This is a genomic window from Stenotrophomonas sp. 99219_Sma (assembly GCF_056480785.1).
Genome location: NZ_CM151117.1, coordinates 2,639,946 through 2,659,727, shown reverse-complemented (window position 1 = coordinate 2,659,727; position 19,782 = coordinate 2,639,946). Strand labels below are relative to the sequence as shown.

Annotated in this window: 16 protein-coding genes; 10 read left to right on the top strand and 6 right to left on the bottom strand. The window is 68.1% G+C overall.

The features are described from left to right. Positions 1-40: 40 nt before the first annotated feature. From ACZK13_RS12205 to ACZK13_RS12170, 8 genes are all read left to right on the top strand, one after another. A complete protein-coding gene (locus ACZK13_RS12205) occupies positions 41-352 on the top strand; it encodes a DUF3817 domain-containing protein (protein ID WP_049462784.1) in 312 nt (103 codons plus the stop codon). Positions 353-506: 154 nt separating this feature from the next. Further along, on the top strand, positions 507-1,703 hold the full coding sequence (locus ACZK13_RS12200) for an MFS transporter (RefSeq protein ID WP_253145034.1): 1,197 nt from the start codon (positions 507-509) through the stop codon (positions 1,701-1,703). Further along, positions 1,700-2,893: an isochorismate synthase gene (locus ACZK13_RS12195; protein ID WP_253145036.1), complete on the top strand. Its 1,194-nt coding sequence runs from the start codon at positions 1,700-1,702 to the stop codon at positions 2,891-2,893. Before ACZK13_RS12200 ends, ACZK13_RS12195 begins: the two co-directional genes overlap by 4 nt. Beyond that, a complete protein-coding gene (locus ACZK13_RS12190; RefSeq protein WP_253145038.1) occupies positions 2,890-4,542 on the top strand; it encodes a (2,3-dihydroxybenzoyl)adenylate synthase in 1,653 nt (550 codons plus the stop codon). The genes ACZK13_RS12195 and ACZK13_RS12190 overlap by 4 nt, the downstream gene beginning before the upstream one ends. Continuing rightward, positions 4,542-5,174 carry an isochorismatase family protein gene (locus tag ACZK13_RS12185; RefSeq protein WP_253145040.1) on the top strand — a complete coding sequence of 211 codons (633 nt, stop codon included), beginning with the start codon at positions 4,542-4,544 and terminating at the stop codon, positions 5,172-5,174. Before ACZK13_RS12190 ends, ACZK13_RS12185 begins: the two co-directional genes overlap by 1 nt. Continuing rightward, the gene (locus ACZK13_RS12180) at positions 5,174-5,431 is read left to right on the top strand and encodes a phosphopantetheine-binding protein (RefSeq protein ID WP_180844389.1); all 258 of its coding nucleotides are present in this window, start codon (positions 5,174-5,176) and stop codon (positions 5,429-5,431) included. Before ACZK13_RS12185 ends, ACZK13_RS12180 begins: the two co-directional genes overlap by 1 nt. Then, positions 5,428-9,318 carry an amino acid adenylation domain-containing protein gene (locus ACZK13_RS12175; protein WP_478481719.1) on the top strand — a complete coding sequence of 1,297 codons (3,891 nt, stop codon included), beginning with the start codon at positions 5,428-5,430 and terminating at the stop codon, positions 9,316-9,318. The genes ACZK13_RS12180 and ACZK13_RS12175 overlap by 4 nt, the downstream gene beginning before the upstream one ends. Continuing rightward, a complete protein-coding gene (locus ACZK13_RS12170) occupies positions 9,309-10,067 on the top strand; it encodes a 2,3-dihydro-2,3-dihydroxybenzoate dehydrogenase (RefSeq protein ID WP_253145043.1) in 759 nt (252 codons plus the stop codon). Before ACZK13_RS12175 ends, ACZK13_RS12170 begins: the two co-directional genes overlap by 10 nt. A 113-nt stretch (positions 10,068-10,180) precedes the next feature. Here ACZK13_RS12170 and ACZK13_RS12165 read toward each other — a convergent pair whose 3' ends face one another. The 6 genes from ACZK13_RS12165 to ACZK13_RS12140 all read right to left on the bottom strand — a co-directional run bounded on the left by ACZK13_RS12165 (position 10,181) and on the right by ACZK13_RS12140 (position 18,224). Further along, on the bottom strand, positions 10,181-11,641 hold the full coding sequence (locus tag ACZK13_RS12165) for an esterase-like activity of phytase family protein (RefSeq protein ID WP_253145045.1): 1,461 nt from the start codon (positions 11,639-11,641) through the stop codon (positions 10,181-10,183). Positions 11,642-11,662: 21 nt separating this feature from the next. Then, positions 11,663-13,981, bottom strand: a complete 2,319-nt coding sequence (locus ACZK13_RS12160; RefSeq protein WP_253145047.1) for a TonB-dependent receptor — start codon at positions 13,979-13,981, stop codon at positions 11,663-11,665. 312 nt (positions 13,982-14,293) lie between these two features. After that, positions 14,294-14,671 carry a DUF2894 domain-containing protein gene (locus ACZK13_RS12155; RefSeq protein ID WP_253145048.1) on the bottom strand — a complete coding sequence of 126 codons (378 nt, stop codon included), beginning with the start codon at positions 14,669-14,671 and terminating at the stop codon, positions 14,294-14,296. Continuing rightward, entirely contained in the window at positions 14,661-15,299 is a 639-nt protein-coding gene (locus ACZK13_RS12150; protein WP_071227907.1) for an OmpA family protein, read from the bottom strand. Before ACZK13_RS12150 ends, ACZK13_RS12155 begins: the two co-directional genes overlap by 11 nt. After that, positions 15,296-17,560: a DUF802 domain-containing protein gene (locus ACZK13_RS12145; protein WP_180838521.1), complete on the bottom strand. Its 2,265-nt coding sequence runs from the start codon at positions 17,558-17,560 to the stop codon at positions 15,296-15,298. The genes ACZK13_RS12150 and ACZK13_RS12145 overlap by 4 nt, the downstream gene beginning before the upstream one ends. A gap of 10 nt (positions 17,561-17,570) precedes the next feature. Continuing rightward, positions 17,571-18,224 (bottom strand): DUF3348 family protein, encoded by a 654-nt coding sequence (locus ACZK13_RS12140; protein ID WP_125895727.1) that lies wholly within the window; start codon positions 18,222-18,224, stop codon positions 17,571-17,573. A 145-nt stretch (positions 18,225-18,369) separates the two neighbouring features. Between ACZK13_RS12140 and ACZK13_RS12135 the strand changes: the two genes are divergently transcribed. Together ACZK13_RS12135 and ACZK13_RS12130 are read left to right on the top strand one after the other, a co-directional pair. Further along, the gene (locus ACZK13_RS12135; protein ID WP_125895728.1) at positions 18,370-19,287 is read left to right on the top strand and encodes a M14 family metallopeptidase; all 918 of its coding nucleotides are present in this window, start codon (positions 18,370-18,372) and stop codon (positions 19,285-19,287) included. An 84-nt stretch (positions 19,288-19,371) separates the two neighbouring features. Beyond that, on the top strand, positions 19,372-19,782 hold the full coding sequence (locus ACZK13_RS12130; RefSeq protein ID WP_253145051.1) for a hypothetical protein: 411 nt from the start codon (positions 19,372-19,374) through the stop codon (positions 19,780-19,782).

Here is a 19,782-nt window from a genome sequence, read left to right as displayed (position 1 = left end):
TATCCCGATGCTGGAGCTCCGCGTGACCCAACGTTCCCCCATGCACCCGACTGGACGCCTGTTCGCGGTGGTCGCTTTCATCGAGGCCGTGACCTGGGCCGGCCTGCTCATCGGCATGTGGATGAAGTACGGCCCGATGGCCAACGTTGCGCTGGTCAAGTTGTTCGGGCCCCTGCACGGCGTGGCCTTCCTGGCCTATGTGGCGGTCACTCTGTTCGCGGCGGTGCGGCTACGCTGGCCGTGGTGGGCCAGTGCCCTGGCACTGCTGGCGGCGATCCCGCCGCTGGTGACGCTGCCGCTGGAGTGGTGGTTCAAGCGTCGTGGTCTGCTGGGCCTGCGTGCAATGCGCTGAACCCACTGTTGCATGCCCATTCAAGAGAATGGGTATCAAATGCAAATACGAGCCGTTATCATTTGAGGATGGCATCGGGCCCTGAGCAGGACTGATGCCGGGCGGGGGCGTACAGACGCACCCGGCCATCCTTTCCTGTTACGGCTGGTGTTTCATGCACGCACGTCCCGTCGTTCCCGGCTTGCCGGCGCTGGTGTTGGCTGCCCTGATCGGCACCATGGCGATGATGTCCTTCGTCGCCGTGATCGGCCCGGTGGTCCGCATGCTCGGCTTGTCCGAGTGGCATGCCGGCCTCTCGGTCACCGCCGCCGGTGTGTTGTGGATGCTGGCCGCGCGCCCGTGGGGCCAGCTCAGCGACCGCATCGGCCGCAAGCGCGTGCTGATGCTGGCGATGAGTGCCTACACCGTGGTCTACATCGCGCTGGCGGTGTTCATCGACGTGGCTCTGCAGGCGGTGCCGCCTGTATTGGTATCGGTGCTGGTGCTGGTCGGTGCGCGTGGCCTGATTGGCCTGTTCTACGCCGCGGTGCCTCCTACCGCTGCCGCGCTGATCGCTGACAAGGCACCGACCGGGCAGCGTGCGAAATTCCTCGCCCGCCTGGGCAGCGCCAACGCACTGGGGATGGTGCTTGGCCCGGCCGCCGCTGGCTGGCTGGCCTATACGAATCTGTCGCTGGCGCTGTATGTGGCCGCATTGTTGCCGCTGCTTGCGCTGGCATTGCTGGCGTGGCGGTTGCCGGCCACACCGCCGGTGGAGAGCGCTTCTGCGCAACGCCGCCAGCCGATGAGCCGTCTCGACCCGCGCCTGCGCCTGCCACAGCTGGCGGCGTTCATCGCCATGGTCTCGGTGACCATCGCGCAGGTCACGGTCGGCTTCTTCGCGATCGACCGCCTCGGCCTGGATGCAGCGGCGGGCGCGCGCATGGCCGGCATTGCACTCACAGCGGTTGGCGTCGGCCTGATCCTGGCGCAGGCGCTGGTGATGAGGCTGGAGGTACATCCACGCCGCTGGATCGTCCTCGGCGCGCTCATTTCCGGCATCGGCTTCGCTTCGGTGGCGGGCGTGCAGCAGGCCTGGCAGTTGCCGGCGGCGTACGCGCTGGCCGCGTTCGGCATGGGTTTCGTATTCCCCTCGTTCCAGGCGCTGGCCGCCGATGCGGTGGAGGCGCACGAGCAGGGCGCCGCGGCCGGCACGGTGGCGGCCGCGCAGGGGCTGGGCATGGTGGCCGGGCCGATGCTCGGCACGCTGTTGTATCGCGGCGGGCCCAGCCTGCCTTACCTGCTGGTGGGCGCGCTGCTGCTGTTGCTGTGCGCGCTGGTCGCAGCGCATCGGATGAAGGAGACCCCATGAACGATTCCCTGATGCAGGGCGCGTGGCCAGAGGCTGCGCCAGCGCCGCAGGAGAACACCGACGACGCGTCGCTGTTCCTGCTGCAGCATGCGGGCCAGCACGTGCACGCACGCGGGTGCCGCGCCGCGCTGCCGGTCGGTGCACTGGCGACGCTGGCAGAGCGCGTTTCGGAGTTCTTTGCCCAGCAGCGCGGTGGTCCGGGCCTGTTGGTTGGCGCGGTGCCGTTCGAACCGCGTGCGGACGATGCGTTGTACCAGCCCGAGCGCCTGTTGCCTGCGCTGGCATTGCAACCGCAGGCCGCACCGCCGCTGGACGGCGCCCTGCGGGCCGAGCCTGTGCCGCAGGACTATGCGTCAGCGGTTGCCGCGGCGGTGCAGGTCCTGCGTGCGCCCGAGCAGAACCTGCACAAGGTGGTGCTGGCGCGCAGCCTGTTGGCACGCACCCGCCAGGCGCTGTCGCCGGACGTGCTGCTGGCACGCCTGGGCGCGGATCCGTCGGTGGCGACCTACGCGGTGCCGTTGCCGGTGGAGCTGGGCCAGGCGCCGGCGTGGCTGGTGGGGGCAACCCCGGAACTGCTGCTGCGCAAGCGCGGTGCCGAACTGCTGTCGCATCCGCTCGCCGGGTCAGCACGCCGCAGCGCCGATGCTGCCGAGGACGAGCGTGCCGCGCAGGCGCTGCTGGCCTCGACCAAGGACCATGACGAGCATCGCCATGTGGTGGACGCCATCGTCGAGGGCCTGGCACCGTACTGCAGCCACATCGATGCACAGCCACGGCCGGTGCTGCATGCCACCGCCAGCATGTGGCACCTGGGCACCCGGATCCATGCCACCCTGAAGGATCCGCAGACGTCTGCCGCCGAACTGCTGGCACAGCTGCACCCCACGCCGGCGGTCTGCGGTACGCCGCGGCTGGCGGCACTGCAGCGCATCCGCGAACTGGAACCGGTGCCGCGCGGCTTCTACGCCGGCGCCGTGGGCTGGCTGGATGCGCAGGGCGACGGCGACTGGTACGTGGCGATCCGCTGCGCACGCCTGCAGGGCACGCAGCTGCGCTTGTATGCCGGTGCCGGCATCGTCGCCGAATCGGAACCCGAGGCCGAGGTGGCCGAAACCGCGGCGAAGTTCGCTGCCCTGTTGAACGCGCTGGGTGTCCATGAATCCGCGCCCGTCATCGAGCCTGCCGCATGACTACCTCCATTGATTCCTCCCGCCTGCCACTGAAGCAGGTATGGCCCGATGCGCTGGCGGCGCGCTATCGCGAGGCCGGTCACTGGCGCGGCGAGACCTTCCCGGCATTCCTGCGCGAGCGCGCGGAACGCTATGCGGATGACATCGCGGTGGTCGCCGGTGATGTCCGCCTGAGCTACGCGCAGCTGTGGCACGAAGCCGGTCGCATTGGTTCCGGACTGCTGGCACTCGGCCTGCAGCCCGGTGAGCGGGTGCTGGTGCAGCTGGGCAACACCGCAGGCTTCATCACCACGGTCTGTGGTCTGTTCCGTGCGGGTCTGGTGCCGGTATACGCGTTGCCGGCGCATCGCTTCACCGAGCTGGTGCACTTCGCCAACAAGGCCGAGGCCAGTGCCTACATCACTGCCGACCTGCACGATGGCTTTGATCATCGCGGGCTGGCGCGGGCGCTGCAGGCCGAGGTGCCGGCGCTGCGCCACGTGGTCATCGATGGCGATGCGGCGGAGTTCACCGCGCTGCAGGCGCTGCAGGGCGATCGCAGCGAGCTGCCGGCCGACCCGGATCCGCAGTCGGTGGCGTTCCTGCAGATCTCCGGTGGCAGCACCGGCCTGTCCAAGCTGATCCCGCGCACGCACGACGACTACATCTACTCGTTCCGCGCCAGCAATGACCTCTGCGGCATCGACCGCGACAGCGTCTACCTGGTCGCGCTGCCGGCCGCGCACAACTTCCCGATGAGTTCGCCCGGCTTCTTCGGTGCGCTGTATGCCGGCGCCCGCGTGGTGCTCAGCCCAGGTCCCGGCCCGGATGCGGCCTTCCCGCTGATCGCCCGCGAACAGGTGACCTGCTGCGGACTGGTGCCGCCGCTGGCGCTGCTGTGGGCGCAGGCGGCGGCAACCACTCCGCACGATCTGTCCAGCCTGCAGGTACTGCAGGTGGGCGGCGCCAAGCTGGTGCCGGAAGCTGCGCGGCGGGTGATCGACGGTCTGGGCTGTACCCTGCAGCAGGTGTTCGGGATGGCCGAAGGCCTGGTCAACTACACCCGCCTGGATGATCCGGAGGAACTGATCGTGGCCTGCCAGGGCCGTCCGATCAGTCCGGACGACGAAGTGCGCGTGGTCGATGACCACGACCAGCCGGTGGCCGAAGGCGAAGTGGGCCATCTGCTGACCCGCGGCCCGTACACCATCCGTGGCTATCACAACGATGCGGTGGCCAACGCGCGCTCGTTCACCGACGACGGTTTCTACCGAACCGGTGACCGCGTGCAGCAGTTGCCCGGCGGCTATCTGGTGGTGCAGGGCCGTGCCGGTGACCACATCAACCGCGCGGGCGAGAAGATCTCCGCCGAGGAGATTGAAGATCACCTGCTGGCCCACCCCGGCGTGTTCGACGCCGCCGTGGTCTCCATTCCCGACGAGTATCTCGGTGAGCGCAGCTGCGCGTTCGTGATCCAGCAGGGGGAGCCGATCAAGGCGCCGGCACTGAAAGCCTGGATGCGTACGCGCGGCCTGGCGGCGTTCAAGGTGCCGGACCAGGTCGTGTTCGTCGACAGTTTCGATACTACCGCGGTCGGCAAGATCAGCCGCCGCGAACTGCGTGCGCAGCTGCGTGCGCGTCATCTGCAACAGACAGGAGGAACGCGCTGATGGCGCTGCCCCGTATCACCGATTACCCCTTGCCGACCGCCGCCGAACTGCCGCAGGCCCGTGGCCCGTGGCGCCCGCAGCGTGATCGTATTGCGCTGCTGGTGCATGACATGCAGCGCTACTTCCTGGCGGCATTCGACGCCGGTAGTACGCCGCTGCGGCCGGCGGTGGACAATATCGTGCGCCTGCTGGCGCATTGCCGCGCGCACGGCATTCCCGTGTTCTACACCGCCCAGCATGGCGAGCAGGATCGCCGTGACCGTGGCCTGCAGGCCGATCTGTGGGGGCCCGGAATGCGCCGCAGCGCCGACCATGAACCGATCATCGAGGCGCTGGCACCGCAGCCGGGTGAGCACGTGCTGGTGAAGCACCGCTACAGCGCGTTCCAGCGCAGCAACCTGGAGACGCTGATGCGGGTGCGTGGCCGCGACCAGCTGCTGGTGACCGGCGTGTACGCGCATATCGGCTGCACCGCGACCGTGGTGGAGGCGTTCCAGCGTGACATCGAGGCCTTCATCGCCGCCGATGCGGTGGCGGACTTTTCGCGTGCCGATCACGATCAGGCGCTGCACTGGATCGCACGCACCTGTGGCGTGCCGATGACCACCGATCAGTTGCTGGAGGTGCTGTGATGGCTGCCACGGGTGATGCGCTGGATCTGGAGCGGATGCGTGCCGACGTTGCGCGGGTGCTGGAGTGCACGCCGGCAGAGATCGGTGACGACGACAACCTGATCGATCTGGACCTGGACTCGATGCGCATGCTCGGCCTGGTCCTGGCCTGGGGCAACACCGGGTTGCCGCTGGAGTTCTCGCAGTTGGCCGAACACACCACGCTGCGCCAGTGGTGGGGTGTGGTGCAGACGCTGCAGGCCGCGCAGAACGCATGAACGTCGCTGTGCTGGCCACACCGGTGGCACTGACCGAGGCCCAGGCCGGACTGTGGTTCGCGCAGCGGCTGGCACCGGAGAGTCCGTCGTTCAATACCGCGCATGCCGTGTGGATCGAGGGTGCGCTGGACGTGGCCGCATTCATGGCGGCTGCCAACCGGGCGGCGGTTGAAACCGAGGCCTTCGCACTGCGGTTTGCCGAGGGGGGCGATGGTCAGCCGCTGCAGTGGCATGACCCGGCACACGTGCCGTTGCTTTCGCTGCGTGATCTATCCGTCGAGGCCGAGCCGGCATCGGCGGCGCGTGCCGTGATGCAGGCCGACCGGCTCAGCGCGGTCGATCCGACCCGCGACCGCATAAGCCAGCAGGTGTTGTTCGATCTGGGTGGGCAGCGCTGGGTCTGGTATCTGCGTGTGCATCACCTTGCAGCCGATGGCTATGGCATGGCGCTGTTCACTGATCGCGTATGCGCCTTGTATGCCGGTCGTGCGGGTGAGGCACTGCCGGGACTGGCGGGCGTGCTGGCCGATGATGCCACCTATCGTGCCGACCCGCGTCGCACGCAGGCCGGGCAGTGGTGGCGCGAGCAGATGCAGGGCGCGCCGGCGGGCGCGGGCCTGGCCGGTACGCTCGCGGCCAGTGACGACGCGCTGCGCTGGGTGCAGCCGCTCGATGCTGCATTCCGTGAGCAGCTGCTGCAGGCATCGGTGCGTTGGCTGCAGCCCTGGCCGGATGTGCTGGCCGCGTTGTCGGCCGAGTACCTGCGGCGGATGAGCGCCGCCGATGAAGTGGTGCTGGGGGTGCCCTACATGGGGCGGCTCGGCAACGCATCGGCGCGGGTGCCGGCGATGGTGATGAATGTGCTGCCGCTGCGGGTGGCGGCCGGCGAGGGCAGTGTCGAGGCGTTTACCCGGGCATTGGGCCGGCAGCTCAGCCAGGGCCGCAAGCACGGCCGCTACCGTGGCGAGCAGTTGCGCCGCGACCTGGGCCTGGTGGGCGCGCAGCAGCGCCTGCACGGTCCGCTGGTGAATGTGCAGCCGTTCTACAAGCCACTGGCACTGAACGGCGTGCAGGCGACGCTGGAGGTGCTGTGCACCGGTCCGGTGGATGATCTGACGCTGGGTTTCCGTGGCGATGGCCAGCACCTGCTGGACCTGGAGATCGAAGCCAATCCCGCGTTGTACAGTCGGGAGGATGTCGAGGCGCACGCGACCCGGTTGCTGCATTTCGTATCGGCGGCGCTGGAGGCCGGAGACATCGCGGCGGTGCCGCTGGCCACCGTCGCAGAAGCGCAGCAGGTGGTGCATGCTTTCAATGCCACTGCACATGCGCTGCCACCCACCACGTTGGTTGAACTGCTGCAGCAGGGCATGGACCGTGATCCGCACGCGCCCGCGCTGGTCTTCGGCGATGCCGAGCTGGACCACGCCACGCTGGAGGTGCGCAGCTTCGCACTGGCCGCGCAGCTGCGCTCGATGGGTGTTGGGCCTGGCAGCGTAGTGGCGGTGGCGCTGCCACGCTCGCTGGAATTGGTGATCTCGCTGGTGGCGGTCCTGCGTGCGGGCGCTGCCTACCTGCCGCTGGATCTTGCCCATCCCGATGAGCGCCTCGCGCGCATTCTCTCCTCGGCGCAGCCGGCGTGCGTACTGGCTGCGGCAGAGGTATCGGCGCGCATGGACGGCGTGCCGGTGCTTGCCCCCGATCAATGGACCGCGCTGAGTTTCGCAGCACCGTGGGCCGATCCGGCGCCCAGCGATGCAGCCTATGTGATCTATACCTCCGGTTCGACCGGCGAGCCGAAGGGCGTGGTCATCGAGCACCGTGCCATCGTCAATCGCCTGCTGTGGATGCGCGAGCACTACGGCATCCGTTCCGATGACCGTGTTCTGCAGAAGACCCCGGCGACCTTCGATGTTTCGGTCTGGGAATTCTTCCTGCCGCTGCTGTGCGGCGCGACGCTGGTGGTGGCGGGTCCGGACGCGCATCGTGATCCGACCGAGCTGGCACGGCTTGTGCGTGCCCACGACATCACCATCGCACATTTCGTGCCGTCGATGCTCGACGCGTTCCTTGCCGCGCCGGCCTCCGAAGGCCTGCAGCTGCGCCGCGTGTTCACCAGTGGCGAGGCGCTGGACGCATCGCTGCGCGATCGTTTCCATGGGCGCGTGCAGGCCGAACTGCACAACCTGTATGGCCCGACCGAAGCGGCAGTGGACGTGAGCTACTGGCCGGCCTCGGCGCAGGACCGCTCACGGCCGGTACCGATCGGCTTCCCGGTCTGGAACACACGCCTGTACGTGCTTGACGCGCGGATGCAGCCGCTGCCGGTGGGTGTGCCGGGCGACCTGTATCTGGGCGGCGTGCAGCTGGCGCGTGGCTATCTCGGCCGCGATGACCTGACCGCCGAACGCTTCCTGGCCGATCCCTTCCTGCCAGGGGAGCGCATCTACCGCACCGGCGACGTGGGGCGTTGGCGGAGCGACGGCGCAGTCGAATACCTGGGCCGCAGCGACCACCAGGTGAAGCTGCGCGGCCTGCGCATCGAGCTCGGTGAAATTGAAGCGGCATTGCGCGAGCTGCCGGGCATGGATCGGGTGGAGGTGCTGCTGCGCCAGGACACGCCGGGCGATGCCCGGCTGGTGGCCTATGTGCCAGCGGCGCTTGCCGATGCCGTGATGCTGCGCAGCCACCTGGCCACGCGCGTGCCGGACTACATGGTGCCGTCGGCGTTCGTTGGCGTGGATCAGTGGCCGGTGACCGCCAACGGCAAGCTCGACCGCAACGCGTTGCCGAAGCCGCCGCAGAACGAGATTGCCGGACTGGCGCCGCGCACGCCGCTGGAACAGGAGCTGGCGGTGCTGTTTGCCCAGGCACTCGGGCGTGAAGCGCCCGTGGCGGTCGATGCGGACTTCTTCAGCCTCGGCGGCGACTCGCTGTCCGCGGTGCACCTGCTGCTGGCGATCGAACAACGCTGGCGCTGCGACCTCGGCCTTGGTGCCTTGTTCGAACAGCCGACCGTGGCCGCACTGGCAACGCGTATTGAGGAGCCGCCGGTGCTGGCCGACCACGCATTGGGCCCGGTGATCTCGCTGGCTGCGACTGACGCTGATGGGCCCACTCCGTTGTTCGTGCTGCACCCGGCCGGTGGCATCGCCTGGAACTACCGAACGCTGGCGCGCGCCTTGCAGCCGGCACGCCCGGTATATGGCCTGCAGTCGCCCGCGCTGGATCCGAAGCAACCGTTGCCGTCCAGCATCGAAGCCATGGCCAATGACTATGTGCAGCGGGTGGTCACGCTGCAACCGAAGGGACCGGTGCATCTGCTGGGCTGGTCGGTGGGCGGCATCCTCGCCCAGGCGATGGCGGTGCGTCTGCATGAAATCGGGCGTGAAGTCGGTGAACTGGTGCTGCTCGACGCCTACCCCAGCGAATGCTGGCGGGCTGAGCCGGAACCCGATGCCATCGCCGCATTGCGTGCGCTGCTGGCGATTGCAGGCCATGACCCGGAGGCGCATCCGGAGCTGGACAGCCGTGAACGCATTCTTGCCTTCCTGCGTCGCGGTGGTAGTGCGCTCGGCAGTCTGCCGGATGTAGTGCTCGATGGCGTGGTGCGTGCGGTGACCGGCACCAACCGGTTGATCCGCGAACACATCCACCAACCGTTCGACGGCACGCTGGTGCACGTGCGCGCTGGTCGGGATCATCAGACGCGGCCGCAGCTGCAGTCGGCGTTGTGGCGCACGCACGCGCGCAAGGTGCAGGCGCTGGAACTGCCGTTCCTGCATGCCGAGCTGACCGGACGCGATGCGGTGGCGCAGCTGGCACCGTGGTTGTCGGCGCGCCTGCGCCACTGGGATGAGCAACAGGAGATCGCAACATGCAGTTGACCGGCTTTGAAGGTCGCGTGGCACTGGTGACCGGCGCCGCCGGCGGCATCGGCGAGGCCCTGGTACGGCTGTTGGCCGAGGCCGGCTGCACGGTGGTGGCAACCGATCGCGAGGCGCCCGTGGTCGCGGATGCACGTGTGCAGGCATTTGCCCTCGATGTGACCGACAGCGCGGCGGTGGATGCACTGGTGGATCGTGTAGAAGCCAGCATTGGGCCGATCGGCCTCGCCGCTAGCGTGGCCGGGGTTCTGCAGGTGGGTGCCGTTACTGAGACAACAGATGCCGACTGGCGCCGGGTGTTCGCAGTCAATGCGGATGGCGTGTTCCATGTTGGGCGTGCGCTGGCGCGGGTGATGTCACCGCGTGGTCAGGGCGCGATCGTCACCGTCAGTTCGAACGCCGCCGGCGTGCCGCGGCACGGCATGGCCGCCTATGCCGCGTCCAAGGCCGCCGCCACGATGTTCACCCGCTGCCTCGGGCTGGAGCTGGCGCCGCTGGGCATCCGCTGCAATATCGTCGCCCCGGGTTCAACGCTGACCCCGATGCAGACCGGCATGTGGCAGGACGAGCACGGTGCCGAGCGGGTGATTGCCGGCAGTCTGGAGACCTACAAGGCCGGCATCCCGCTGCGCAAGCTGGCCACCCCGGAAGACATCGCGCACTCGGTGATGTTCCTGCTCTCCGAGCAGGCAGGGCACGTGGCGATGAGCGACCTGTACGTGGACGGCGGCGCCACCCTGCGCGGGTGAGCTTTGTAGAGTCGAGCCATGCTCGACTGCCTTGCGGCATGAGTCGAGCATGGCTCGACTCTACAGGGTGTATCGGGTTATTCCGGTAGCGCCGGGCCATGCCCGGCGACGTCTCAGGGCAGGGTCAGTCGGTACACCAGCACACGGTTGTCGTTGTCGTACGCGCTGTCGCAGGATTGGCCCTGCATGCGGCAGCGGCGGGCGATGAAGTCGTTGTCGTTGCCGATCAGCAACAGCATGTCGTTCGGATGCTGCGGGTCCAGCGCTGGCAGTACGTCCATGGCTTCCCACTTTTCCGAGAGCAGCCCGGCATGCGGGCCGCGCTTGGTGTCCAGGTCAAGGCCGGCACGCGCCAGCTGCGGGCGGTCGAGCAGGTTCAGCAGTTCGTCGCTGCGTGCGGGCACGATGCCGTCCTTCAACACGGTGCCCGCCGGGTCGGCCAGCACCGAGGCCGTACCGGACTCATAGTTGCTTCCTGCCAGGTTGCTGGCATCGGCCACATCCACCAGCAGCACCGACTTGTAGACGATCGGGTCATCGCCGTCCTTGCCCAGACCGTTGCCATCGCGGGCCAGCAGCAGGAAGCGGTGGGCATCCAGTGCACGCAGCTCGCTCTGCGCGGCGGTACGGTCCAGCTTGCCCTTGCCGTCGTGTGCATAGGCGGGCAGGGCCATCACGTAATGGCCGATCGGTTGCTGCGGCGTCGGCGAGGCCGTCACGTCGTAGACCAGCACGCGGGTGTTGATGCGCCCGGCCGCGTTGCCTTTTGCGCTGTCCTGCAGCGTCGCGCTCTGAAGGGCCACGAACAGGCGGGTACCGTCGGGGGACAGGCCCATGCCTTCCACGCCCTGGTTGTTGTGGCGCCCAGTCTGCGGCGCCGCCAGCGAACCAAAGGCTGGCTTGCCATCGCGCTGCGGACGGATCGCCGGCGGCGCCACGATCACACCCTGCAGCTGACCATGCGCATCGAAGTAGTAGACGTTGGCGGTGTACTCGTCGCCGATGTAGAAGTGGCCATCGGCGGTGAACTGCAGCGACTCGGCATCCAGCGAGACCTTGCCCGCGCCTGCGCCGCTGGCGGGCGAGGGCAGCACCACCTCGCGCTGCGTGATCGTGTGGTCCCCCGGGTCGGCACCGGTGAACGGCTGACCGTTGAAGTCCTTCAGCACCACGCCCCTGTCCGGCACCATCGTCAGCGTGCCGAGCGCACTGGGCTTGCCAGGGGAAACGTCGATACGCAGCTGCATGCGTTCCACGCGGCCGGCGTAGTCGTAGAACAGGCCGGCCTCGGGATCATTACGACCGCGGTCGGGCAGTGTCCAGAGCACGCCTTCGTAGCCCTTGGTGGTGCGCTTCCAGGTGCCGGGCTGCACCGCCAGCGACGAGAACGAGCCCAGCGTGTCGCCGAGGAAGTCCACCGTGCCCGCGGGCAATCGCCCGGCGGCGACCAGGCCCTTGTCGACATAGGTACGACCGCCCAGCTGCAGGGTGCGCGGTGGTGCACCCGTTGCCTCATGCGGAGCGGAGTATCCGCTGGCGGAGAGGGTGGCCAGCAGCAGGGCGGTCGCGAGCATCGGTGGACTCCGGGTGGTCGATCAGAAGCGAAGGTCGATCGTACCGAACACCTGGCGCGGTGCCGAGGCATGGAACACGTACAGCTTGCCGGCCGGGTCGCTGGGTGCGAACACGCTCGAATCCAGGTTGCTGGCGTAGCGCTTGTTGGTCAGGTTGGTCACGTTGAACGACAGGCGCATGCCCTTGGCGAAGCCGACCTGCCCGAAGTCATAGCCACCGGCCAGGTCGAATACGGTGAAGCCGCCGAAGCCCTGGTCGTTGGTGTAGGTGTAGAAGCGCTCGCCGGTGTACTTGCCACGCAGGCTGGCGAACCAGCCGTTGTCGCGCCAGGTGATCTCGGTGGCCAGCAGCTGCTTGGGCGTGTCGGTCTGGATCTTGCCCTTGATCTGCTGCTCCACACCGGCCTGCACGTAGTTGGAAGCGTAGGTCGAACGGTTCAGCGAGGCCGAGGTGTACCAGCTGAAGTGCTCGTTCGGGGTCCACAGCACGGTCAGCTCGGCACCGCGGCTGTCGACGCCGCCGACGTTGTAGAAGCGGTTGCCGCAGGTCGGGCCCACCGGCTGGCGCGAATCACAGGGGTTGTACTGCAGCAGGCGGTTGTCGAAGCGCACGCTGTAGGCCGCGATCGAGGCCTGCAGGGTATCGGTGACGAAGCGGTAGCCGGCTTCCAGCGAGCGTGACTCCTCCGGCTTCAGGTTGCCCTGAGCGTTCCAGGTCGCCTGGCTGACCGCCTGCGGACCGAGCTTGAAGCCGCCCTGGAACATGGCGATGTTCTCGGCGTAGCTGGCGAAGATCTCGTGGTGCTCGGCCAGGCGGAAGTTGGCACCAACGCTGGGCAGGAAATTCTTGCTGGCCTTCAACGAACCGGTGGCGAACTGGTTGTTCGAGGTCGGCGAGATCGGCGTCTTCGCATCGCCCGGCAGCGCTTGTGCATCGGAGGTGGCGTGCGGGCTCTTGGCCCCGAACTCCAGAGTCAGGCGGTCATCGAGCAGGCGCCAGGTGTCCTTCAGGAAGAACTGGTGAGTCTTCCAGCGGGTGCGTTGGGCAAACACGCCGACGTCTGAGGGCAGGGTGTTCATGCCACTCAGGTCACGCGGGCCGTCCACGGCGGTCTGGTAGCGCTCGGCGCTGCTGGTGTTGCGCTCGTACCAGACGCCGCCTTCGATGCGGTGCGCGCCCAGCTCCCAGTCGAACGACAGCGTGCCGCCATCGCGGTCGATGGTGTAGATGGTGTTGCGGAAGATGATCGGAATCTCCTGCGCGGTGCCCTTGTTCGACCACGCGCCGCTGTTCCAGTTGTGGCCTTCGCCGCGGTCATCGTGGTGGTAGGCCAGGGCGCGCAGGCTGAAGCCATCGGCCAGGAAGAAGTCGCCGGCCAGGTAGTACAGGTTGTCGTCACGCAGGATCTGGCCGGCGGTGAAGGCACCATCGGCATCCTTGTCCGGGCCGCTGCTGTCGCACTTCTTCGCATTGAAGCTGGCGGTGTTGCAGTAGGCCTTGGCCACCGCCTTGTTCCAGTCCGGCGCGTAGCCGCCCCAGTCCCAGCCCAGGCCGCGCGACATCTCGTCCTTGGACAGGTAGAAGTAGTCCGCCTGGGTGGTGCGCGAGGTATCGACGAAACCGGTGATCTGGCCGCGGCCAAAGTTCCACACGCCCTTGGCGTTGAACTGCTTGGTGGTGGATTTGTTGTAGGCGGTCTGGTCGTTCCACAGATCGGAGACGGCATTCATGCCGGAAACATAGCCGGAGAAGCCGTTGTACTCGCCGCTGTCCACGCGCACGAAGGTGCGGCGGTTGGCATCGCTGCCGAAGGTCTGCACCACGCGGCCACCCAACTCCTGGGCCGGGCGGTCAGAGGTATACGAGATGGTGCCGCCGAGGTTGCTGGTGGACGGCGTGCCGAGGCTGCCGATGCCCACCGCCAGTTCCGCGCCGGCCATGTTCTCGCTGATCAGCGCACGGTTGATGGTCAGGCCGTTGTAGTTGTTGTACGCGCCGTCGCCCAGCGGCACGCCGTCGAGCGTGTAACCGAGACGGGTGGAGTTGAAGCCGCGCAGGCTCAGTGTCATCGACTGCTCGTTGGTGCCCAGCGCATCGGCCGATTGCGCGTTGACGCCAGGCAGTAGATTGAGCGTCTTCTGCAGGCTGGTGCCCGGCGGCAGGATGTCGAGGTTCTCGCGGGTGATGCGCTGCACCTGGCGCGCTTCACCGCTGCCGATCACCGAAACCGCATCGAGATCGGTGGCGGACGTGCCAGTGGAGGTCGGGGCAGCATCCTGCGCCCAAGCCGCGGGAGCGAGCGCGATCGACAGCGCAGCGGCCAACAAAGTCTTCGTCATGTTACGGACACTCAGGCAGGCACGAGCCACCGCACGGGCGCGGAGCTCATGGAGTTCAAAAGGGGAGACAAGCGATGCGACCGGTGGCGCTGCAGGCGCCGTGGGTCAACGTGAAAATGGTGCGCTAGACAGATGACTGTCTGGTGACACCGCTACACGCGTGCATGCCGACGCGTGCATTGGTAGATGCCAACCTTGGTTGGCATGCGCGGCATCGTTGGTGGAGCGCCAACCAAGGTTGGCGTCTACCAGGAGCGCGGAACAGGATTGTCGTATCCAGGGGTGCCGAACGAGGTTGGCATCAACGCGCGATCAGCCCGCGTTGCGCGGCTTGCGCGTACGCTTCGGCTTCGCGGTATCTGCACCGCTGGCGGCACCATCCTGCAGCGCCTGCAGCCAGGATAGGGTGTCCACGTAGTCGATGAAATGCCGCAGGTAGCCAGGGCTGGTCGCCTGCATCGTGTCCAGCATGCGCTGCACCAGTACCGCCGAATTCAGCGGACCGCCATCGGCCGGGGCCTCGGTGCGCAGCGAGCGGCGTACCTGTAGTTCGCTGCGCAGTTCCGACCACTCGCGCTGCACCTGCTGCAGCATCGGCACCTGCGGGTAATGCGGCAGCGAACGCGATCCTGCATCGAGATCGCGCACCAGTGCGCGCAGGCCATCCAGTGCGGGCGGCTTACTTGGCATCCGCGGCCTTGGGCTTGGCAATCGGCGCAATTTCCACGCGACGGTTGCGCGCGCGGCCATCTTCGCTGGCATTGGAGCTGACCGGCTGCTCGCTGCCGAACGCGGCGGCAAACACCGCATCGGCCGGTACGCCATCGGCAATCAACGTGCGGGTCACGGTCAGCGACCGCTGCGCCGACAGCTCCCAGTTGTCGGCGAAACGCCGGTTGCCTTCGCGTACCGGCGCGTCATCGGTGAAGCCGCTGACCATCAGGATCTCTTCGCGCGTGCCCAGGTAGGCGGCCAGCGGCGCGGCCAGGCTGCGCAGCAGCTCCTGGCCTTCCGGCTGCAGCTGGTCGGAGTTCAGTGCGAACAGCACGCTGCCGCTGATACCGATGCGGCCATCGACCAAGGTCACGCGACCGGCGGCCAACGGGCCGGCCAGTGCCTGTTCCAGGGTCTGCAGGCGCTTGGCTTCGGCCTGGCGCTGCTTCACTTCCTGGTCCAGCCGCTGCGACAGCTCCAGCTGCACGGCGACCACACCGACGAGTATCAGCACGAACGCACCCAGCAGCACCGACATCAGGTCGCCAAAGGCGGCCCAGATCGGGGCGTGTGAGCCGCCGTCGACCTCCAGCTCGTCGCTCATGCGCTGCCGGCCTTGCCGCGGCGCGCGGCCAGCTGCTGCAGTTCTTCCATCACCTGCTTCTGCGACAGCAGGCTGAGGTCGACCACCTCGCGCGCCTGCGCCACGTAGTAGGCCAGCTGCTCGTCGCTGCGCGCCAGCGAGGCATCCAGTGCGCCGCCGATCTGTTCCAGGCGGCCGGACAACTCGGTGGAGGCGCTGCCGAACTGCGCAACCGCATCGCCGAAGGCGCCAGCCAGCTGGCCGACGTCACCGGCGCTGCCTCTGAGCGCTGCGGCAATGCCATCCAGCTTGCCGGTCTCGGCGGCGATATGGTCGGTGAAGCGGTTGCCGACGCGTTCCAGCAGCTCGGCCGAACCACCGACCAGCGCGTCCACGGCGGTGCGCTGTTCGTGCGAGGCATGGTTGATCGCATCCAGCAGGGTCTGCACGGTGGCCAGCAGCCGGCCGCGTTCTTCCAGCATCGCGTTGTCGCGCACCAGGCTCTCGGAGAGCGTGCTGCGCAGCTCGTTGATGACGTCGGCGGCGGCCTTCGGTGCAGCGGCCGCGGTCTGCAGCAGGGTGGACACTTCGGCCAGCGTGGCGCTGGCCTGCGCGCGACCGTTCTCGCCGATCTGCTGTGCGGTCTCGGCCAACGTGTCGCAGACCTGCTGCTGCTGCGCGGCTAGGCGTTCGCCGTTGGCCTGCAGGCGTTCGGCCAGCTCCGTGGAAACGTGCTGCAGGGCATCGCTCCAGCGCTGCAGGCGCTGTTCGTCGCCGGCCTGCAGCTGGGCCTGCAGCGCGGCGTGGGCCTGCTGCAGTTCGGCACTGACCGCATCCCAGCGTGCCTGGCGCTGCTGCTCGCGGCTGTCCAGGCTGGCCTGCAGTTCGGCGTGCGCGGTCGCGGCGGCGGCCTGCGCGGCCTGCCACTGCTGCGAGCGCTGCTCTTCATGATCCTGCAGCAGCGACTGGCTGGCGCTGTGATGCTGTTCCAGTGCCTGCAGCAGCGCCTGCGCACGCGCGTCCAGATGCTCGCTGGTGGCCAGCAATGCCTGCTGCTGGCGTTCGACCAGCGCGGTATTCAATGCCTGCTGCTGTTCGGCGGCGGCGCGCCAGGCCTCGGCATTGCCGCTGGCATCGGCCTGCAGGCGCTCGCCAATGCGCGCGACCAGTGCTTCCGCCTGCGTGCCCTGGCCATCGCTGAAGGCCTGCAGGTGCTGGCGCAGATCACTCACCAGCGCCTGTTGTGCCTGGGTCTGCTCGCTCACCACCTTGGCCCAGCTGGCTTCGGTAGCGACGCGGCTGCGCTCGAAACCGTCGCTCAGGCCAGTCAGCTGCTGCTGCACCGCCTGCTCGACACGCGCATGCAACGCCTCACCATGGTGGGCCAGGCCGGCCAGCGTGGTCTCGGCCATCGGCTGCAGCGCGCCACCGATGGCGGCGGCGCTGGCCTCGGCACCTTCGCGTAGCGACTGCTGCAGCGAGACCGCCAGGCGTTCCTGCAGCGCCTGGCTCTGGGTCAGGAACTCGGCCTGGCCGGCAAGCAGGCGCTCATTGGCGGCCGCACTGTGCTGTTCGAAGGTGCTGGTCATCGCCTGCAGGCGGTCGACCAGCGCCGGCAGCGCGGCAGATTGTGCCTGCAGCAGGCGCAGCGATTCGGCGCGCTGCCAGGCCTGCGAGTACGGGTGCAGGTCGCCGGCAATGGCACGGTCCAGCTGCTGCACGGCCTGCAGGCGGTCACGGCGCAGCAGCGCCGCCAGCAGGCCGAGCATGGCCGAGCTGGCCACACCGGCGATCGAGGTGCCGAATGCCACGGCCAGGCCCTGCACCGGCGAGGCCAGCGAGCCGCGGATGGCGGCCATGTCGGTCGCGCTCTGCAGGGCCAGGCCAGTGCCGCGCAGCGTGTCCATCATGCCCAGCAGGGTGCCGAGCATGCCCAGCAGCACCAGCAGGCCAACCAGGTACGGGGTCAGCACCGGCGCGGGCAGGGCGGTGCGCTCGCCTTCCACGCGCAGGCGCACGGCGTTGCGCAGGCCCATCGGCACGCGCTCCAGCCAGGGGGCAAGGCTTTCCTTCGCGCTGGAGAGATCGCTCAGCGCGCTGCGCAGGCCGTTGCTGGCCTGCCGATAGCGGTACAGCTCCACGCCACCGGCGATGTAGCAGGCCGCGATGATTGCCGCCACCGCTGCACCCAGCGGATGCACCGAAACGTAGCCAATGCCGATCCAGCACACGGCCAGCAGGCCGACAAGGAAAACAACGACATGGAAAGCAGTTCTGGACATGGTGTTCCGGTCAGTGGGAGCGCAGGGCGTCTTGCAGCCCTTCGATCGGGTGGAAGCGCAGCTGCAGCTCGGCAAGCAGCAGGATGCGCATGTCATGGCGGAAGGCCGCGCGCCAGCCGGGCTGGCCGTGCACGCGTTCAAAGCGGGCGCCGAGCACCGCCGGCGCAGTGGCCAGCAGGCTGTGCTCGCGCGGGGTGAGGGTCTGTTCCATCACCGCATCGACCTCGGCCAGCCGTGCCAGCTCGGGTGAAACCTGCACCAGCTGGTCGCGCAGGCGGCCGCGCAGGCGCCCGGTGGCGGTCTGGATGGCCTGCTGCAGCACCCGGTAGCGCTGGCGCAGCGAGGCGAAATTGGGTGCGGCGGCGGCTTCGGCCAGGTCCAGCAGGCGCTCGGCCTCGGCATCCTCACTGATCGAGGCCAGCAGGCTGGCATGGGCCTGGGCGCAGTCGTCCAGCACATCCCCGGCCGCTTCGGTGGCCTCGCCCGGCTCGGGCAGGCGTCCGCCGAGCGCCCCGGACAGGGCCACGGCACGGCTCCAGTCCACCCACTGGCCGAGGCGATCGGTCAGGGCGGGACTGCTGGCCGGCATCGCGCCGTCGCTGAGACGGGCGAGCAGGCGGAGGAATTCCGGTCCACCCAGGACCGGCTGCGCTGCGTTCGCCATCAAGGGGTGAGGGGCCAAAAACCGTTGATTTTACAACCAGATGACCCTGCCTGGATGAAGGCGGGGCGGGGGGAGGGGACCCGCAGGCGCGACAAGGCTTAGAATGACCGGCTGCACCCATCCCGTTCGACCCTTGGAGTACCCAATGACTGTTGCGCAGTTCTACCCGATCGGCACCCCCGGACAGCCCTGGGGCGACGCGGAACGCGCACAGTGGCGGGCGCGCCAGCAGCGTCAGCGCAGCTACCACGACGACGTGGTGGCCGCCCTTGAACGCCTGGACGACAGCTTCGATGTGATCCAGTACGGTCAGCTGGACTATGCACCTGACCATTACCCGCTGTTCGCCGTGGTCAACCACGACTGGAACCCGGCGCTGCCGACCGCGTTGATCACCGGTGGCGTGCATGGCTACGAGACCAGCGGCGTGCACGGCGCGCTGCAGTTCCTGGAACAGCAGGCCGAGCGTTACCTGGGCCGGCTGAACCTGATCGTGGCGCCGTGCGTCAGCCCGTGGGGCTACGAGCGCATCCAGCGCTGGAACCCGGATGCCATCGACCCGAACCGCAGCTTCCGTGACGGCGGCCAGATCGAGGAAGCCGCCGCGCTGATGCGCTGGGTGGCCGAGCGCAAGCCGAACCTGCTGGTGCACCTGGACCTGCACGAGACCACCGACAGCGACCTGCACGAGTTCGATCCGGCGCGCTGCGCCCGCGACGGCAAGCCGTTCGAGCGCGACACCATTCCGGATGGCTTCTACGTGATCGGCAACAGCGAAGATCCGCAGGCCGAGTTCCAGAAGGCATTGATCACCGCCGTCGCCCCGGTCACTCACATCGCCCCGGCAGACGCCGAAGGCAACCTGGTCGGCCTGCCGCTGCAGTCGCCAGGCGTGGTCTGGGGTGAGTCGCGTTCGATCGGCGCCTGCGCCGGCTTCACCGACGCGCGCTTTGCCACAACCACCGAGGTCTACCCGGACAGCCCGCGCACCAACCCGCAGGAATGCAATGATGCGCAGGTGGCGGCGGTGTGCGCAGGCCTGGATTTCGCCCTGACGAAGTAAGGCACGTGGACGTGCAAGCGGACCCGGCAGGTTCCTGCACGATGCGCCGGGTCATAGGATCGATTGTCGGGTTACGATCGGGCGATGACCACGACCAAGATTCTGCTCCGGCCATCACTCGTATCGGTCCTGGTGGCGACGACCGCACTCGGTGGATGCAAGCTGTCGGCGCTCGATCTGACGCCGCCGCGGGTGATCCAGCTGTCCTGCAGCAGCACAAACGCCACGCCCCAGGCGCCGATGGTGTTGATCCTGGACTCCGGCCAAGCGTCGGTGGTCTGGGTCAACCGTCCGAGCGCGCGCGCGGGCAAGCTGGAGGTGGAGGCGAACCTGTATCGGCTGGATTTTCCGCAGGTCGCTGGCGCGGGCAGGCTGCAGGCAGTGATCAACCGCTACGACGGTAGAATGGCGTTGAGCGGGCCCGGCACAGATGTGGCCGGCGCTGCCCAGCCGCAGATGTCCTGTGAGGTACAGCCTGTGCAGCCCAAGGTATGA

Excerpts from the sequence above, each read along its gene's own strand:
- ACZK13_RS12205 (WP_049462784.1), top strand. The coding sequence starts at position 41 with ATGCACCCGACTGGACGCCTGTTCGCGGTGGTCGCTTTCATCGAGGCC.
- ACZK13_RS12200 (WP_253145034.1), top strand. The coding sequence starts at position 507 with ATGCACGCACGTCCCGTCGTTCCCGGCTTGCCGGCGCTGGTGTTGGCT.
- ACZK13_RS12195 (WP_253145036.1), top strand. The coding sequence starts at position 1,700 with ATGAACGATTCCCTGATGCAGGGCGCGTGGCCAGAGGCTGCGCCAGCG.
- ACZK13_RS12190 (WP_253145038.1), top strand. The coding sequence starts at position 2,890 with ATGACTACCTCCATTGATTCCTCCCGCCTGCCACTGAAGCAGGTATGG.
- ACZK13_RS12185 (WP_253145040.1), top strand. The coding sequence starts at position 4,542 with ATGGCGCTGCCCCGTATCACCGATTACCCCTTGCCGACCGCCGCCGAA.
- ACZK13_RS12180 (WP_180844389.1), top strand. The coding sequence starts at position 5,174 with ATGGCTGCCACGGGTGATGCGCTGGATCTGGAGCGGATGCGTGCCGAC.
- ACZK13_RS12175 (WP_478481719.1), top strand. The coding sequence starts at position 5,428 with ATGAACGTCGCTGTGCTGGCCACACCGGTGGCACTGACCGAGGCCCAG.
- ACZK13_RS12170 (WP_253145043.1), top strand. The coding sequence starts at position 9,309 with ATGCAGTTGACCGGCTTTGAAGGTCGCGTGGCACTGGTGACCGGCGCC.
- ACZK13_RS12165 (WP_253145045.1), bottom strand. The coding sequence starts at position 11,641 with ATGCTCGCGACCGCCCTGCTGCTGGCCACCCTCTCCGCCAGCGGATAC.
- ACZK13_RS12160 (WP_253145047.1), bottom strand. The coding sequence starts at position 13,981 with ATGACGAAGACTTTGTTGGCCGCTGCGCTGTCGATCGCGCTCGCTCCC.
- ACZK13_RS12155 (WP_253145048.1), bottom strand. The coding sequence starts at position 14,671 with ATGCCAAGTAAGCCGCCCGCACTGGATGGCCTGCGCGCACTGGTGCGC.
- ACZK13_RS12150 (WP_071227907.1), bottom strand. The coding sequence starts at position 15,299 with ATGAGCGACGAGCTGGAGGTCGACGGCGGCTCACACGCCCCGATCTGG.
- ACZK13_RS12145 (WP_180838521.1), bottom strand. The coding sequence starts at position 17,560 with ATGTCCAGAACTGCTTTCCATGTCGTTGTTTTCCTTGTCGGCCTGCTG.
- ACZK13_RS12140 (WP_125895727.1), bottom strand. The coding sequence starts at position 18,224 with ATGGCGAACGCAGCGCAGCCGGTCCTGGGTGGACCGGAATTCCTCCGC.
- ACZK13_RS12135 (WP_125895728.1), top strand. The coding sequence starts at position 18,370 with ATGACTGTTGCGCAGTTCTACCCGATCGGCACCCCCGGACAGCCCTGG.
- ACZK13_RS12130 (WP_253145051.1), top strand. The coding sequence starts at position 19,372 with ATGACCACGACCAAGATTCTGCTCCGGCCATCACTCGTATCGGTCCTG.